Origin of the sequence: Imperialibacter sp. (assembly GCF_048007035.1) — a bacterium.
Taxonomy (GTDB): Bacteria; Bacteroidota; Bacteroidia; order Cytophagales; family Cyclobacteriaceae; genus Imperialibacter.
Window position 1 is genome coordinate 1,038,689 of sequence record NZ_CP180355.1, and the last position, 16,668, is coordinate 1,055,356.

A 16,668-nucleotide genomic window follows, 5' to 3' on the forward strand; every position below is an offset into this window, starting at 1 on the left:
TCAGTTCAAAAGGAAAGAAAACCCAAATTGGGGGTTATTGAAGAAAATAGAAAAAGAAGTGTCGCTCCCCCCCTCCCTGTCATTTAACTGAAAAGCTGCACCACCTATGGACCCATTCAGTAAAACTCTGTCCATCACTTTCCAGCTTATACCAGGTGTGACCGTTAAGTCATAGGAAGTAGTATATTCGGTTGTTTTCGATTGAAACGTTTCACTCAGGGTGTATTCACTTACAGACTTATTCAAACCTACCCGGGCCCTACCGTTCCAGTTAAAGTAAATCTTATTGGTAATGGTGTAAAACCGTTGATAAAACACACCCAGGCTGTAATGCTGATTCGTGCCCATACTTTCAAAATTCCCGCCTTTATTTTTACTGGAGCCAGCTCCAAAGCCAAGCTCAACTCCCATCAAACCATTGCTCTTTATTGGTTTGGCGATTGATGGGCTGAAAAAAAATGAAGAAGTTGAGTTCGTTTGACTATCATTAATATTTTTAGTCTTATTTTGACTAGTACCATAATTCACCAGCCCTCCGATCACATATTTTGTGCTGTCAAATTGCGCAAAAGACGCAGAGCAAATTAAGACAAACGTTATAGCTAGTTGAGTCTTTTTCATAGTTTGAATTTTTTAGGGTTCCCTATTTCTGAAGTTTATGGTCTTTATTTAATTAGAAAGGTGACTCCGAACTGAGGGTTATTGAACCGAATATTAAACTGGCTGTTTTTGATATCAACCGAAGCGTTCGGAGCGCCGGAAGACAGGCTTTGATAGCTGTAGCCTGCTTCACCGAGCGATGCGTTCAAGATAATGCTATCCATTACTTTCCAGCTAAACCCTGGCACCAGGCTAAAATTATATCCTCGATTGTCGTACGTGGAGGAATTGTTTCCCTGATTGTTAAAGCTTACTCCTGCAAGTACCCTCCAGTTAAAAAACACCCGCTCTGCTACTCCATAAAATTTTTGGTAGAATATGCCCGTGCGCAGGTTGTTCCAGGTTTCTTTGGAGTTAGAGTCGTCGTTTTTCAAAATCGTCGTGTAGTATCCACCTGACAGTCCAATCAAGGCATCTGATTTAATGGTCTTTGCGAAAGAAGGAACAACTCCTATGGAGGATACACCAGAGAGCGCATCATTGTTAAAACCGACCGCAGCCCCGATCACAAATTTGGTGTCTTCAAACTGGGCGTAAGCCGACCCGGCGAAGAGCAAAAGGAGAAAAGCTAGTTGAAATTTTTTCATAGGTATGTGTTTTAATCGGTAGGATAACAATAATTATACCGAATTATTATTGAATTGCATGCTTTTATAAGTTCAACTGTCCCAACAAAGGCTTTCATTTTCAAAAATATTATGTAAAACTTATTCCAAAGAGCAGGAATTAAAGAGGGTGCCTTTGCTTGTAGTAGAAAGCAACCTCTTTCACTTATTCTAAATAATTACCTTCATTCTGTAAGAAATCCACAGAGCCCGGTACTAGCTAAGTAACCATTCGGTAAAAATGAAGGAAAGCGAACAGCAACACATTTTCGACACCTGGCTTAGGCAATACAAAGCCCTCCTCTTTAAAGTAGTGCGGGCCTATGCGTTTACGGAGTTTGACCGGGATGACCTTTTTCAGGAAATCACCATTCAGGTGTGGCATTCTATTCCAAAATTCAGGCATGAGTCAGCGGCGAGCACCTGGCTTTACCGGGTGTCGCTAAACACCGCCATGCGCTGGTCGATGAAAGAAAAGAAGCACACCGATGGCCGGGAGTCGATAGAAGGGCTGCCTTCAGCACACCCCTTGTTGCTACAGGAACAAGCGACGCACAACGACGAAAAGCTGGCGTGGCTCTACGCCGAAATCGCTTTGCTGAGCGAAGTAGAGCGGTCGCTTACCCTGCTGCTACTCGATGGCTTCAGCTACAAAGAAATGGCCGACATGGTGGGTTTAACCGAAACCAATATTGGCGTTAAGATTCACCGGATCAAAAAACATTTGACCACTCAATCTAAAAAATATGAGCACTATGGAGTTTGAGGATTTAAAAAAAATTTGGGACACTCAAAATAACGAACCTATGTACGCTATTAATGAAACAGCGCTGCACCAGCGCATCCATCAGCACAAAAACAAAACCGGTTGGCTGGCTCATGTCAATGAGATCGGCATGATGTTCATTGCCACAGTAACAGGAGGATTTCTACTGATTGATGCAATACGTGATCAGGAAAGTGCCTATTCGTACGTGGGTGGGCTGGCTTTCCTTGTTATTGGTGTTTTTGTGTTCTTCAGTCGGCGTCAGAGAAAGAGGAGTGAGAACAGGTTTGACCAATCGATGCTTGCCGAACTTGATCAGGCTATCAAAAACGCAGGTTACCTTGTTACCTTTGCCAAAACGTTCGTGTGGTGGTTCTTGCTGCCTGCAGCCATCTTTTCATTCCCTAACCTGGCATTGAACAACGCTTCGTGGGAGAAATACCTGTTGGTACTGGGGGCTTTCGTGCTGTCTTATTTAGTGGTTACGTGGGAGTTGCGCAGGGTACATTTGCCGAGAAAAAGAAAACTAGAGAGCCTGCGTGATAAATTGATCGGGGACCGGGAATTTTCTTGAACGATTGACGGTGGTATTGGCAATGCACAGGGCGATAAATCCTGATTAAAATGACAGAAAAGCACTGCATCTTTTACCTGCCAACGCCGTTAATTCATGCAATAATTGACCCTTAACTTTAAATGGCCAAAACACACCACTATCAATCCACTGTTCGCTGGACAGGCAACAAAGGCACCGGCACCTCAGGCTACCGTGACTATGAACGGAGCCACACGGTCAGCATCGACGGAAAGCCCGACATTCTCACCTCCTCCGACCCGTCCTTTCGGGGCGACAAAAGCAGGCACAATCCAGAGGAGCTGTTTCTGTCTTCTATATCTTCCTGCCACATGCTGTGGTTTTTACACCTGTGTTCCGATGCCGGCATTGTGGTTACCGAGTATGCAGACAATGCCGAGGGCACCATGGTGGAAAACCCTGACGGCAGCGGGCAGTTCAGTGAGGTGGTGCTGAGGCCTGCTGTTACAATAACCGATGCCGCAAGAGTTGATGAAACCAAAAGGCTGCATCACAAAGCCAACGAGATGTGTTTTATTGCGAGGTCGGTTAATTTTAAGGTAAGGCATGAGCCAACCGTGAGGATGCTCTAATGACACTGACTTTATCCAAAGTCGAGTAAGCGAAAGAAATCACCGATATCTTTTGCCCTTTTGTCGAAATTCAAGCTGGCATGATCAAATTATTTTGATATTTGCACCGAGTCTTTTGACCTGATCAAAATTCTATAGAATATTCTAAAAGCCACAAAGCCAATAGATAAAGATCATTATGGTTAATAGAAATCTTTCTCACTAGTTAAATGTATGGGCAAAAGGTATCTTTTTGGTGCTGTCCTGTTTCTCTCAAGTTTTCTTGTTTTTCATTCAGTCAGTTATGGTGCTACATTCTATTCCAGAGCATCCGGCAACTGGACTTCAACTGCTACCTGGTCGACAGTGGGCTGTGGTGGAGCTGCTGCCACTAGCCTGCCAACTGTCAGCGACGACGTAGTTATATGTGCGGGCCATACCGTGACCACCAACTTCACCGCCAACGCACCCATTAACAATTTGACAATCAACGCCTCTGGGGTGCTTACCATGGGAACCAACCGCCATGTGCAGTGCCGAAACCTGGTTTTGAATGGCACTATCAACGGTGGCTCCAATGGGCAGGTAAGATTTGCTGGTACCGCTGGCAATACTTTGAGTGGTACTGGCACAGTTGCCGTTACCAGTGCCAGCTCTGGCCTTAGGCTAAGAAACAATGCCACGGTGGTGGCGGGAACTGATATTACCTTCAGCAATAGTTCAAGATTCGACCTTGCTAAAAGAACGCTTACCAACAATGGTACCATCCGCATGACAGGAACGTCGACGCTGTTGGGAAATGCGACGACGAATGGTGTTTTTAACAATGCAACTTCCACATCATTTCTCTATTACAACACACCTGCCAACTTTCCAACGACGGTGAGACTCACGGCGACCGGCACTGGTAACACAGTAGTTTTTGGTGCAACTTCCGGCGGGCCTTATACAATGGATGGCCAGGGCAGCTACCACAACCTGATCATTCAGGGTGCGGCTACTAAGCGACTCAATCCCACCAATATCAATATTGCAGGTTTGCTTACTATAGCCAGTGGGTCGACGCTTGATGCTAATGGAAGCAAGATCATCAGTCTTCGGGGAGACTGGGACAACGACAATGGCGGCACATTTACAAAAAGCTCCTCTACGGTCATTTTCAACTCATCCACGGCGAATCAAACGATTTATACACCCGGAGCTGGGGAGAACTTTTATGCATTAACGATTAATAATACATTTTCGGGGGGCACTGTAACTGCCAACGGCAACATTACGCTCACTGCGGCAGCAACTTTACAAATCACATCAGGAGTTTTCATTACCGGCACCAATACACTCGGACAAACCGGCGCTGCGAACTTCACCATGTCTGGCGGTGAGTTGCGAATGGCTAAACTAAATACAACGCTACCTGAGCTCACTGGCACCTACAATATCACGGGCGGAACAATCACCTTCAATGGTGCAGGTAGTCAGACCATAAGAAGCCTTGCGGCAGCACCCGCACAGTATTATCACGTCAACCTGAGTGGATCCGGCATCAAGGATTTGGCAGGTAATATTTGGGTCAACGGAAACTGGGTGAACAGCGGAGTGACGCTGTCGGGCAACTTTTCGGTGACCTTTGGTGGTGTAGCCGACCAAACAATCACCAAAGCTGGCGGGGAAAGCTTCTACGCACTAACTGTCAACAAGCCGAACACCCTGGTTCTGGAGTCTGGCACAGACCTGACAATCACCAACGGGCTGACAATGACCACAGGCGACATCAACCTGAATACGAGAACGTTGACTCTCGGTGCAGGTGCAGGTGCGTCACTCACCAGAACCTCTGGCAAAGTATACGGAGGAGCCTGGAAACGCTTTTTTCCAGCCTCAGCTATAACAAGCTCATCCGGGTCATTCTACGGCTTGTTTCCTATTGGCACAGCGCTCGAATACCGCCCTGTTGAAATAAACTCTACTGTGTCACCATCCACGGCTGGCTATGTAACAGCCACACATACCGACGGAACCACAACCACGGATGTGAGTTATATCGACAATGAGGGTGCCACCATTCAGCGGATTACCGCTATGAGAACCACTCTTGTCACGCAAACCCTGGCCGGCGGGGCCTACAACCTGAATGTCACCTTTACCTCCTTGTCGAGCGCAGGAGCCACCTCCGATCTGAAGCTTGAAACGCTGACTGGGTCTCCTCAGGGCGTAGGGGTAAGCGCCGCAACAACAGGAAGCACCTCTTCGCCAACAGGCAAAAGAACCTTGCTGAATGAGACCCAATTGAACAATGACTTCGTATTGGGCACTACCAACAAGGCCACTACGCCGATGAAAAGCACCTACTATTCAAGAAAAACGGGCAACTGGAGTGATGCTTCTCCAGGAAACGGCACCTGGGCTTTGATAGATGGAGGAGCTAGTTGTGATTGCGTTCCGCCTTCATCGTCCGACGTAGTGATCAACAACAGCCACACTGTGACGATCGCCAATGCTTCGACGGCTGACTACATCATCGTGAGGTCGGGAGGGAATCTGGTAGGCACAAATACGCTCATTGTTAACTTTGATATTACTGTTGAAGGAACCGGCCAGGTAGCTCCCACGGCGGGAAGCTGGTCTGTTGGAAGGAACCTTAACCTCACAGGTACTACACTTTCAAGCAGCGGCGCCGCCACAACCATCAACGGAGACTTCGTGCTCAATTCAGCCAATTCTTTAACTCTTTCGGCCCCACTCACAGTATCGGGCAACGCTACTTTGAATGGCACGCTGGAAGTTGGCGCATCTGCACTCACGCTCAATGGCGCTTCCAAAACCGTCTCCGGCAGTGCCACGATCAATGGCAGTGGCACGGTAACAATCACCGGCAACAAAACCACAACGGCGCTAACGAATTTAACCATCGTGCCGACGTTGACCATTTCTGCAGGCACTACTTTTGTCAACAACGGAAGCATCACCCTACTTGGAACGGCAACAGGGCTAGACGCTACAACTTCCATCTGGACAAATGCTGCCTCTTCCACGTTGAATATCCAGGGGGCAGGGTTTCTCGCTACAGGTGTGCTGAATGCCAACACCAACAACCTGGTTACCTACAGTGGAAGTGGAAGCCAGGCAATTAAGGCGCCAGCAAGCGGGTATTACAACCTCACAGTTTCAAACGCCGGTACAAAAACCTTGTCGGGAGCCACGGTGGTTTCCAACCAGCTAACTATTCAAGGGGCGGCCATCCTCGACGCTGCAACCAACGGCCTCACAGGCACGGCAAACTTGTCAATGACGGGCACCTCGCAACTCCAGCTTGGCAATACCGCTACCGGTACCTATCCAGCCCTTTCCGGCACCTACTCGCTGGCCGGCGGCACTGTTGTGCTGAAACAATCTCCGGGTGCCTCCACAGCCTACACTATTCGTGGGGTCGATTACTATAACCTGACCCTCAATGGCGCCGGAGCAGCCAACTATACCTTCGGCACTTCAGCCAGCATTGCAAACGACCTGAATGTCTCCTTCGGCGGAACCTCTACCTTCGCTAATCCAAACGGGGGGCTGTTTGTTGGCAATTCGTTCACCTTCAGCGCCGCAAGCTCAGCTACCACGACGCTTTCGTCGGATCTTGTCGCCGGAAGCTTTACTTTATCTGCCGGCACCATTGCTGATGGTGGCAACGTAATTGAAATCACAGAAGCGGGTGGCTGGATAAGAAATGGTGGAACCTATACAAGCACCGGCGCAGGAAGGGCCTATTTTACAGGCGATGTGGAGCAAACCATTGGTGGCTCGGTGGCCACCACCTTCCGCAGAATCGAGATGGAGAACAACAGCCTGACCGGTGTTAGGTTGTTGCAACCGACCACTGTAAGCACTCAACTCATACTTACGTCGGGCAATATAATCACCACAAGTACCAATTTTTTACTCCTCAGTGCTGGGGCCACTTCAGATCCAGGCGCCGATGATAGTTACGTGGAAGGCCCTATGAGAAAGACAGGCACAGCGGACTTTGTATTCCCAGTTGGCAAAAATGGAAAATGGGCAAGAATCGGCATCAGTGGTCTTTCGGGAACGCTGACCTTCCAGGCCGAATATTTCAACGGCGGGTTCGGAAGCTATCAGGTATCACAAGTAATTCCTCAAAACATGCACCACGTCAGCTCGCTTGAGTACTGGCAGCTGGACCGTGTGAGCGCCTCTGGAAGTGCGAGTGTCACGTTATATTGGGAAAACTCTGATGTAAGTGAGATCAAAAATTGCGGAGATTTGGTGGTAGCCAAGGGCAACGCCTCCTCCGAATGGGAAAACGCTGCGGCCATTGGCACCACAGGCTCCTGCGGTCCGGGTGGCGCAGGTTCGGTGACCTCCCAGTCCCTTTCCACTTTCAGTCCGTTCACTTTCGGTGCTATTCAACAAGACCTTAATCCGCTACCAATCAAACTACTGCGTTTTACCGCCACTCCGGCAAAAAGCAAGATAGACCTCCTGTGGGTAACTGCCCAGGAGAAAAACAACGACCGATTTACCATTGAGCGATCAGGCGACGGCATTTCTTATGAGATACTGGAAGAACAAGCCGGAGCAGGTAACTCAGACAGAGTGCTTACCTACGAGGCGGAAGACACCAATCCGCTGAAGGGCATCAACTATTACCGACTGAAGCAAACCGACTACGACGGAAAGTTCGAACACTTCGGGCCAGTGGCCGCCTCGGTCAATGCAGTGAAAACAATTGATGTTTTCCCCAATCCTACATCTGATGTGATCAGGTGGCAGTGTCCCGAAAAAGTTGTTTCCGTTAAGGTGTTCGACAATTCGGGCAAACTAATGTTCACTATTGCTCTGAGAGAAGGAGATACCCCTGAACTGAATCTTTCTAACCTGCCCGACGGCATGTATCAGATCCAGTTCTTCTCTCTTGCAAAGATTTACAATGCAAAGGTGACCAAGAACTAGGGGAGCTATTCCATCACCTCCTGTAGTTTCACATATGCCCCAGCCAGCTTCTCGTTAATGGGAAGCTGGCAAGCAAGGCGGCTGTTGGGCAGGGCATTGGGCAGAGTATCCAGCATGTCCAGTTCAGCGTCTCTTTGCTCATCCAGCTGATCGAGGCCTTCCTCTACCGACACATGGCAGCTGGCGCACAAAGCCATTCCCCCACAGGTGCCGAGCACCGGAAACTCCGACGCTTTCAGCACTTCCATCAGGTTGAGGCCCATGTCGCCGGGTACTTCAATTTCCTGCACCTCACCTGCCCTGTCCTCTACTTTAAATTTAATTAATTCCATTTCACAAAGGAGTTATGCCGTTCACGGTGGTGTATTTGAAGCTGAGCTTCTGATCCGGGTAAATGTATTTGAAAGCGCTCTGCGACATCAGTGCAGCCTCATGGAAACCGCACAATATAAGCTTCAGCTTACCCGCATACGTATTGATGTCGCCAATGGCATAAATGCCCGGTATATTGGTGCTGTAGTCCTCCGTGTTGACCACAATGGCGCTTTTGTCGATACCCAGGTTCCAATCGGCAATAGGCCCGAGTTTGGGGCTGAGGCCAAACAAAGGAATCAGGTAGTCGGCCTCAAAAGTATTGACTGTGCTGGCCTGGTCTGTGATATGCACCGCCTTCAGCACTCCGTCTCCATCGAGGCTATGCAGATTGGAATTGAGAAGCAGCCTTATTTTATTCTCCTGCGCCAGTTCAAACACCTTGTCGGCTGAATCGAGCGCTCCTCTGAAAGTTTGGTTGCGATGCACAAGCGTCACCTCTTTGGCCACTTCAGAAAGAAAAATCGTCCAGTCCAGTGCGGAGTCGCCCCCACCGGCAATCACGATTTTCTTGTCCCTGTACTTCTCGGGGTCTTTGACCATATAGTCTACCCCTTTGCCTTCGAACTTCCCCAGATTCTCAATGACCGGCTTGCGGGGCTCAAAGCTTCCCAGTCCGGCAGCTATTACTACCACGCCAGCATGCACCTCGGTACCATCAGAGGTGGAGAGAAGAAAGCTGCCGTCTTCCTGTTTCGTCAGCCCGTCCACCCGCTCTCCTAACGTAAAAGTGGGTTTGAAAGGCGCTATTTGCTTCATCAGGTTGTCCACCAGCTCCTGCGCATTCACGGTTGGAAAACCCGGAATATCATAAATGGGTTTCTTAGGATATATTTCAGAAAGCTGTCCTCCCACCTGCGGCAGGGCATCTATCAAATGGCACTTGAGCTTTAACAGCCCAGCCTCAAACACGGCAAAAAGTCCTACCGGACCCGCTCCAATGATGCAAATGTCAGTCTTGATCATATTATTTAGTGTGGTAATATTTAGTGCAACAAATATATATATAACGAATTATCTACTTTCTGGTTCTGACAACCTTCCTGCTTTAAGTCAAATTCTCGTAAATCTTATTGAGTATCCTGTTGAATTCATCGAAATCCTTTTCGTTCAGCCCCTCCCAGGCCTTCAGCCGGATTGAGCGCACTTGCTTTCGACTACTGGTTACCTTCTCACGCCCTTCTTCCGTAAGCGTAAGAATCGACACCCTCCTGTCCGCCGGACTTTCCGCCCTTTCCACCAACCCTTTAGTGCATAGAATGTCCACAATACGGGTGACGGTAGGCATATCCTTGTACATCAAAGCAGCCAACTCCCTTTGACTGAGTGCCTCATTTTCATCTGTCAGCTTCATTACCAACCACTGATCCACCGTCATGTCGAAGCCCAACTCTTTGAACTGCTGCTGGGCGTACCATTTCACCTTGCGGGCAGTGCGGTCGAGCAACAATGAATATTGATTGTAGGGCTCTTTCAAATCAAATTAGTTAGTGCACCAACTAAAGTAAGGCAATCACAACGATCCTGCAATCTTTCCCTGATAAATATTAAAAGGCGGGTTACTCCGATTTGTAAGGAGGAAGACATATGGGCTTGGTTGGGGTTCTGAAAAAAACTATGCCGGCCTGCCAAACTGTTACATCGAAATACTTACATCGCCATGATTTACACATTTAACGGGTCAGAGCTCAACGCTTACTTTGGGCTCAGCACCGACTACGCCAGAGAAAGAGATCAGCTAACGAAGGAGCAGGGACTTATCCACATACTTTGGAACCGAAGCAACCGGGCCTCCACAGTTTTTGTAGACAATACGCCCATTGTGCTGCAACCCAACCAACTAACAACAAGCACGTACTTGCAAAAAGTGGCTTTTGAGAAGGGCTCCTCCCCCATCACTGTTTTTTCATTCAATCGGGAGTTTTACTGTATTAACACCCACGACCATGAAGTTTCGTGCAACGGCATCATCTTCTTTGGCACACAGAGCATTCCCATTATAACACTGAGGGACGATGAGATTGATAAATTTGAGATGCTTTATCGTGTATTTGTTGACGAGTTCACGACCCGGGACAATATCCAGGGCGAAATGCTGCAAATGCTGCTTAAGCGGCTGATCATCAAAATCACAAGGCTGGCCAGGACGCAGCTCATCACCAAAGAGCTGGATAATAACCAGATTGAGATTGTCAGAAAGTTCAATGTGCTGGTGGATGAGCATTTTAAAACAAAAAAACAGGTAGCCGACTATGCTGATATGCTTTTCAAATCACCAAAAACCCTTTCGAACCTATTTGCCAAATTCAACCAGAAGTCGCCCCTGAGCATTATCCACGAACGCATTGTGCTTGAAGCAAAAAGGCAGCTACTCTACACCGACAAAACCACCAAGGAAATTGCCCACGAACTAGGCTTCGACGAGGTGTCCTCATTTCACAAACTTTTCAAAAAAATCACCTCAATGGCGCCGCAGCGATTCAAACATGAGGCCAAAAACATCACTATTGGGAAAAATGAACAATTAGTAGGGAAAAGCTGACTCTCACCCTGGCAAGCGGGCAGCGTAAAATTGTACTGTAAACGGTATTCAATTTTTAAATCACAAAACAGTACAACGATGTCAACATTTAAAGTACCCACGAAAGACGAAGTAAGCGAAGGTAACAAAGCTATTTTTGAGAAATTGGAAGCGGGCCTGGGCTTCGTACCCAACCTTTACGCTTCATTTGCTCACAATGAAACTGCGCTTGGCGACTACATGGCCCTGCAAAACCGAAAAAGCACCTTGAAAGCCAAAGAACGGGAAGTAATCAATCTGGTGGTGAGTCAGGTGAACGAATGTCAGTATTGTTTGTCGGCCCACACTGTGCTCGGAAGAATGAATGGCTTCAGTGACGAGCAGATTCTTGAGATCAGAACAGGCCAGGCCTCGTTCGACAAAAAGCTGGATGCCCTGGCCAAATTTGTGAAAGACGCCACTGTCAACCGCAGCAAGCCTGGAAGAGAGTCAGTGGAGAACCTGTTTTCAGCCGGGTATTCTTCGGCTAACCTGGTGGATGTCATTATGGTAATTGGAGATAAAATCATTTCCAATTTCATCCATGGAGCTACACAGGTGCCTGTCGATTTTCCTCTGGCACCAGAATTGGCAGAAGTAGCTCTTTAATCCATCGCTCCGTAAACTAAAACAACAATGAAGAAGCCAACGGCATTTTTATTAACTATCCAGGGGATACTTGCAGGGTTTGCCGCCTTCGCTCAGGAGGCAAAAACGGTCAGGCTTGACCTAACACCCTATTACCGATTGGTGGTTAAATGATGAAGGTTCTAAGAAGGTGAGTTGAAAGGTCTTCCTGCTGGGAAGACCTTTTTTATTTGCAAACATCCGGCGTAGCCACTAATAAAAAAGAATAGGGAAGCCAGCATACAAGTTGTTTGCATACATGAACATGGCAATCACCTTTGTTCACTCAACTTCTTCCTGTATATTTTCAATCGACTAACCCTACACACATCGCCAATGAAACGGTGGCTCTTTGTTTATCTGATTTTTGTAAGCTACCCTCTCGTCCTTTCAGCAGAGAAAAACCCGTTCAACGGCTTTATTGAAAACAAGGGGCAATGGGACAACAGCGTGAAGTTCAGAAAAAAGGTTCCGCACGGGTTTCTATTGCTTCAGGACGCTGGCTGGGTTTATTATTTAAGCAACACTTTTGACTGCTCCCATGGTCATTTGGACGGCCAAAACAGCGGAGCACTTCAGGAGTCGGCCGCAGTTGGTCTGTCGCAGGCCATTTCCACCACCTTTGTAGGTGCCAACAAAAACCCTGCAACCTCCACCATGGAGGCACAGAGCTACTACCATAATTTCTTTTTGGGAGCGGAGGATCATTGGGCCAGCAGCGTGCCAGAATTCAACGAAGTGCAATACTGTGATCTCTATGAGAGCATTGACCTGAAAATGGTTTCTTACGGCGGGGCATTCAAATATGACCTGATCGTATCGGCGGGAGGCAACCCCCATCAGATTGCGATGGAGTGGAAAGGCTGCGGAGACGTGTACCTGCTGAATGACAACCTGATCGTGGAAACGGAGTTTGGACAAATGATAGAACAGAAGCCGTTTGCCTATCAGCTGATAAATGAAGATACTGTGGAGGTGCCGGCTCGTTTCAGCGTAGATGGCCAGCAGGTCTCTTTTGAATTCCCTGACGGCTACGACAAAGACAAAACGCTGGTCATCGACCCGTTGCTCATTTTTAGTACCTACTCCGGCTCATCAACCGACAACTGGGGAAACACCGCCACCTTCGACAAGGACGGCAACACCTATGCAGGAGGTATTATTTTTGGAGCGAGCACAGGAGTTTTCGTGCCACCACCGGGCGTTTTTCAGGAGAGCTTTAACGGAAAAACCGATGTTGTTATCATGAAATTTGACTCTCTCGGATCGCAACTACTGTTCGCTACCTATCTCGGAGGAAACCAAAGAGAAACACCCACCAGTATGATTGTGAATAGTAGCGACGAGCTTGTGGTAATAGGCGTTACATCGTCGGACAACTTCCCCACTAGTTCGAAGGGGTACCAACGGACGTACGGGGGTGGCGATGCGATCCAGCCACTGGGCGATGATCTTATTTACGAAAACGGCACCGATATATTTGTCAGCGTTCTAAGCAGTAACGGGGCAACGCTGGTAGCCTCGACCTATTTGGGCGGCAACCAAAACGACGGTATCATTGAAGTGAGGGGAGCTTTGACCCTCAACTACGGAGACCAATTCAGAGGTGAAGTGAATATTGATGATGAGGACAATATCTATATAGCTTCGAGTTCTCCCTCGGCAGACTTTCCTATGTCCAACCAAATATTACCTCATAGCGGGCAGGTTGATGGGCTTTTGATTAAAATGGATTCGAAACTCTCCGAGATGAAATGGGGCACTTTCATTGGTGGCGACACCACCGACGTGCTTTTCACGGTGAAACCCGATGGAAAGGGTGGGGTTTATGCTGCCGGAGGAACAACAAGTACAACTTTTCCATTCGGCATCACCGGGTGGCAAAAATCACTTGCTGGTGCTGCCGACGGTTATGTCATTCATATCAATGAGTCGCTGCTCACCATTGATGCTGCTACCTATTTGGGCTCATCAGCTACCGATCAAGTGTATCTCATGGATCTGGACAACGAAGGCAATGTGTACGTAGTGGGTCAGACCAAAGGAGCTTACCCTATTGTCGGCAATGCCTACATCAACCCCGGAAGCGGGCAGTTTCTACATAAGCTAAGTGCAGACCTAAAAAATACCATTTGGTCGACTGTCTTTGGGTCAAGAACCTTACCCTCTAATATTTCCCCTACAGCCTTTCTGGTAAGCGATTGTAACAATATCTATATCAGTGGCTGGGGTGGTAGCTCCATCAATCAAAGCAGTAACTACAATCAGGGAAATACTTTTGGCATGCCGCTCACGCCAGATGCATTTCAGTCCACTACAGACGGGGGCGACTTTTACCTGATCGTTTTCGAACCGGATGCAGCCGATGTTTTGTATGCCACCTACTTTGGTGGAAACCCCGGCAGAGATCACGTAGATGGAGGTACCAGTCGCTTCGATAAACGTGGGGTGGTTCATCATGCGGTTTGCGCTAGCTGCATTACGTCAAATAATCCCCTACCCACACACGGTCTCTTTCCAACCACGGAAGGTGCCTGGTCTCAAACCAACAATAGCAATAACTGCAACCTTGGCGTCTTCAAATTTGACCTCTCCACCCTTTCGGCAAGCTTCGTTACCAACACGCCCGACCTGCAGAACCCTGACATCAAAGAAGGGTGTGCTCCTTTTGAGTTTCTGTTCACCAACGAAAGTGTGGGAGGAGAAACTTATTTCTGGGATTTGGGAGACGGTGCCACATCAACCAATAGCGACACCGTGCGGCACACTTATCAGTCCGCAGGCGAATACACGATCACCCTTACAGTTACCAACCCAAATACCTGCAAAAACCTTGATGTGACAACCAGACAGCTGGTGCTCACGCAGGGAACGTACACATTGAGTCCCTCAGCAACTATTTGCTATGGCGAATCGATTCAACTGGAAGCCACCGGAGGTACTTCCTATTATTGGACGCCGGGCACAAGGGGGTTGAGTTCCACCGACATCGGCAGCCCGACCGCCAGTCCCAGGGCCACTACCACCTATTTTGTCGAGATTTACAACGATCAAAACAAATGTACTTTCATCGATTCTCTTACGGTCAATGTGCTTGAGGAAGTCACCATCAGCTCAGAAATAGAGGCCATCTACAATTGCTCCGGCGTATCGGAATACAACTTTACAGGAAGCGTACAGGGCACAGACTTGGCCTACTGGGATTTTGGCGACGGTACCCAATCTCCTGAATTGGTCGGTGTCCATCAATATGCAACAGAAGGAACCTTCACCACACGGCTTATTGCGCCCAATGAGCTTTGCGTGGAGGAAGTGACTGAGGTGATCAAAGTAGGTGAACTCATGGTTCCCAACGCCTTCTCTCCCAATGGAGACGGCGTGAATGACAGGTTTGAAATTCAGTACATACAACCGATGCCAGTTACAATCGTAGACCGGACAGGTAAGGTGGTTTACCAAAACAATGAATACACCAATCAGTGGGACGGCGATAACCTGCCAACAGGTATCTACTACTATGATGTGGTGCTACCCGATTTCACCACCTGCAACGGATGGGTGCATTTGCTCAGATAAGTGCGTGTTAAAATTTCTCCTCATACACTGTGCCGTTAGCGTTGCCCAGCCTCACCTCTGTGACCTGCCCGGCTCCCTCAAAGGCAAATCGTATGCCTATGATATCGCCTATCGAGCCAGACTGATTCTCGGTTAGCACGGATGTACCGTTGAGCAAAACTTCAAATTTATCTCCCGTTCTTGATACGTTTAATGTCTGCGATTGCGAAAAATCGCACCCAAAAGCACTCAAGTCTTCTGTCTTCCCGTCGATCCACCTGTTCCCGGTTAGCAGTCCCAGGTTGGACACACAGCCCTTGTCGGACAAAGGAATAATCACAGCACTTTCGGTAGCCAGCAAATAAACGATCACATTGCGGCAAACAGACTCCTCAACAGAGGAAGTATTTCTCAAACTTGCTTCAAAGACGAAATCGGTTCCTTTCATCCCCTCAAATTCTCTCACATTATGAAACGTGGCCCAAGTCTCATTAAAAACGGTGGCACCCGATTTTTCCCGAAATACTTTTGATGAAATACCCATCCATCCTTTTCCTTTTATTTCGTCAGGGTGGAGATACACAGGCACCGGCGATTTATCGATCATGGCCTTCCAACCAAGTGATTTGATGAATACATTGTCAATCGCTTTCACTTCGCCGTCGACAATGAGCCTGGCACCAAAATAGCCCGGGTAGTAGTAGATAGAGGTGTGGTAATTGCCTTTTTCATCTACTTTCTCTCGCCGCTCAGGATCCCAATTTTGCTGGATGTAGACATTATCTGATTCATACTGAGCGACGTCATAATGAAAAATGACGGAGTTGGGCAGGTCATCGGAAGTTTTCTTGCTTTCGAACAAGGGCTTGGGAAGCTCTTTCTTCTCCGGTGTTTCAGGCTTCTTTTCATCCTTGCCCATCATAAAAAATGAGGCGATAACCAACGCAATCACACCTACCGGTGCAATCAGCAGCAAGCCGTTTTTCTTTTTGCTTTTTTTCGGGCCAATCACCCTGTCAGAATTGAAAGAGCCCTCGCTGGCGGTAACGGCTGGCGGTGTCACCGGAATACCTCCTTTTTGGCGAAACTGCCTCCAATTGTCATATCCGACAAACTGGGCTAAAGCATTTAGCGTGGCCACGTTGGGCGAACTTTCATATTTAACCTTGCCCCAAATCCGCTTTAGCGTAGTCACGCTCAGCCTCACCTGTGTTTTCTCGAATATTTTTTCGCTGAGCGTTTCAAAGTCTTCACTGGTCCATAAGCTGGCGTTTCCCCAGCCAAGCTGTGACTCAATTAATTTCCTGCAGTGAGCTATCAAATATTCCATTCTAGTTGAAGATACAATTTTATACGAAAAAGTCGACCAAAGGTATGTCGTGCCTCTGTGAATGATCTTGAACAAACTTGAACTGCGG

The 16,668-nt window shown here is 48.0% G+C and carries 14 protein-coding genes; 8 read left to right on the forward strand and 6 right to left on the reverse strand.

Features of this window, described 5'->3' with window-relative positions; all coding sequences use genetic code 11:
* Both ACMVP2_RS04655 and ACMVP2_RS04660 read right to left on the reverse strand, forming a co-directional pair.
* A complete protein-coding gene (locus tag ACMVP2_RS04655; RefSeq protein ID WP_416866905.1) occupies positions 1–621 on the reverse strand; it encodes a hypothetical protein in 621 nt (206 codons plus the stop codon).
* A 44-nt stretch (positions 622–665) separates the two neighbouring features.
* Positions 666–1,247, reverse strand: a complete 582-nt coding sequence (locus ACMVP2_RS04660) for a hypothetical protein (RefSeq protein ID WP_416866906.1) — start codon at positions 1,245–1,247, stop codon at positions 666–668.
* 259 nt (positions 1,248–1,506) lie between these two features.
* Here ACMVP2_RS04660 and ACMVP2_RS04665 point away from each other — a divergent pair, with 259 nt between their 5' ends.
* The 4 genes from ACMVP2_RS04665 (at position 1,507) to ACMVP2_RS04680 (ending at position 8,136) form a co-directional block, all read left to right on the forward strand.
* A complete protein-coding gene (locus ACMVP2_RS04665) occupies positions 1,507–2,031 on the forward strand; it encodes an RNA polymerase sigma factor (RefSeq protein WP_416866907.1) in 525 nt (174 codons plus the stop codon).
* 40 nt (positions 2,032–2,071) lie between these two features.
* Entirely contained in the window at positions 2,072–2,605 is a 534-nt protein-coding gene (locus tag ACMVP2_RS04670) for a hypothetical protein (protein ID WP_416866908.1), read from the forward strand.
* A gap of 122 nt (positions 2,606–2,727) precedes the next feature.
* Positions 2,728–3,198 (forward strand): OsmC family protein, encoded by a 471-nt coding sequence (locus ACMVP2_RS04675; RefSeq protein WP_339792539.1) that lies wholly within the window; start codon positions 2,728–2,730, stop codon positions 3,196–3,198.
* A gap of 213 nt (positions 3,199–3,411) precedes the next feature.
* Positions 3,412–8,136, forward strand: a complete 4,725-nt coding sequence (locus ACMVP2_RS04680; protein ID WP_416866909.1) for a T9SS type A sorting domain-containing protein — start codon at positions 3,412–3,414, stop codon at positions 8,134–8,136.
* 5 nt (positions 8,137–8,141) lie between these two features.
* On the opposite strand, the gene ACMVP2_RS04685 is transcribed toward ACMVP2_RS04680, so the two are convergent.
* The 3 genes from ACMVP2_RS04685 to ACMVP2_RS04695 form a co-directional block, all read right to left on the reverse strand.
* Positions 8,142–8,468 (reverse strand): 2Fe-2S iron-sulfur cluster-binding protein, encoded by a 327-nt coding sequence (locus ACMVP2_RS04685; protein WP_339792543.1) that lies wholly within the window; start codon positions 8,466–8,468, stop codon positions 8,142–8,144.
* Between the two features lies 1 nt (position 8,469).
* Positions 8,470–9,474: an NAD(P)/FAD-dependent oxidoreductase gene (locus tag ACMVP2_RS04690; protein WP_416866910.1), complete on the reverse strand. Its 1,005-nt coding sequence runs from the start codon at positions 9,472–9,474 to the stop codon at positions 8,470–8,472.
* An 82-nt stretch (positions 9,475–9,556) separates the two neighbouring features.
* Positions 9,557–9,985, reverse strand: a complete 429-nt coding sequence (locus ACMVP2_RS04695) for a MarR family winged helix-turn-helix transcriptional regulator (RefSeq protein ID WP_151999727.1) — start codon at positions 9,983–9,985, stop codon at positions 9,557–9,559.
* 183 nt (positions 9,986–10,168) lie between these two features.
* On the opposite strand from ACMVP2_RS04695, the gene ACMVP2_RS04700 reads away from it, so the two are divergent.
* The 4 genes from ACMVP2_RS04700 to ACMVP2_RS04715 all read left to right on the forward strand — a co-directional run bounded on the left by ACMVP2_RS04700 (position 10,169) and on the right by ACMVP2_RS04715 (position 15,271).
* Positions 10,169–11,050, forward strand: a complete 882-nt coding sequence (locus ACMVP2_RS04700) for a helix-turn-helix domain-containing protein (RefSeq protein ID WP_416866911.1) — start codon at positions 10,169–10,171, stop codon at positions 11,048–11,050.
* A gap of 78 nt (positions 11,051–11,128) precedes the next feature.
* Positions 11,129–11,677: a carboxymuconolactone decarboxylase family protein gene (locus ACMVP2_RS04705; RefSeq protein WP_416866912.1), complete on the forward strand. Its 549-nt coding sequence runs from the start codon at positions 11,129–11,131 to the stop codon at positions 11,675–11,677.
* 27 nt (positions 11,678–11,704) lie between these two features.
* Positions 11,705–11,830: a hypothetical protein gene (locus ACMVP2_RS04710; protein WP_416866913.1), complete on the forward strand. Its 126-nt coding sequence runs from the start codon at positions 11,705–11,707 to the stop codon at positions 11,828–11,830.
* Between the two features lie 201 nt (positions 11,831–12,031).
* Positions 12,032–15,271: a PKD domain-containing protein gene (locus tag ACMVP2_RS04715; RefSeq protein ID WP_416866914.1), complete on the forward strand. Its 3,240-nt coding sequence runs from the start codon at positions 12,032–12,034 to the stop codon at positions 15,269–15,271.
* Between the two features lie 7 nt (positions 15,272–15,278).
* Here the strand turns inward: ACMVP2_RS04715 and ACMVP2_RS04720 are convergent, their stop codons facing one another.
* Positions 15,279–16,580: a hypothetical protein gene (locus tag ACMVP2_RS04720; protein WP_416866915.1), complete on the reverse strand. Its 1,302-nt coding sequence runs from the start codon at positions 16,578–16,580 to the stop codon at positions 15,279–15,281.
* Positions 16,581–16,668 lie beyond the last annotated feature (88 nt).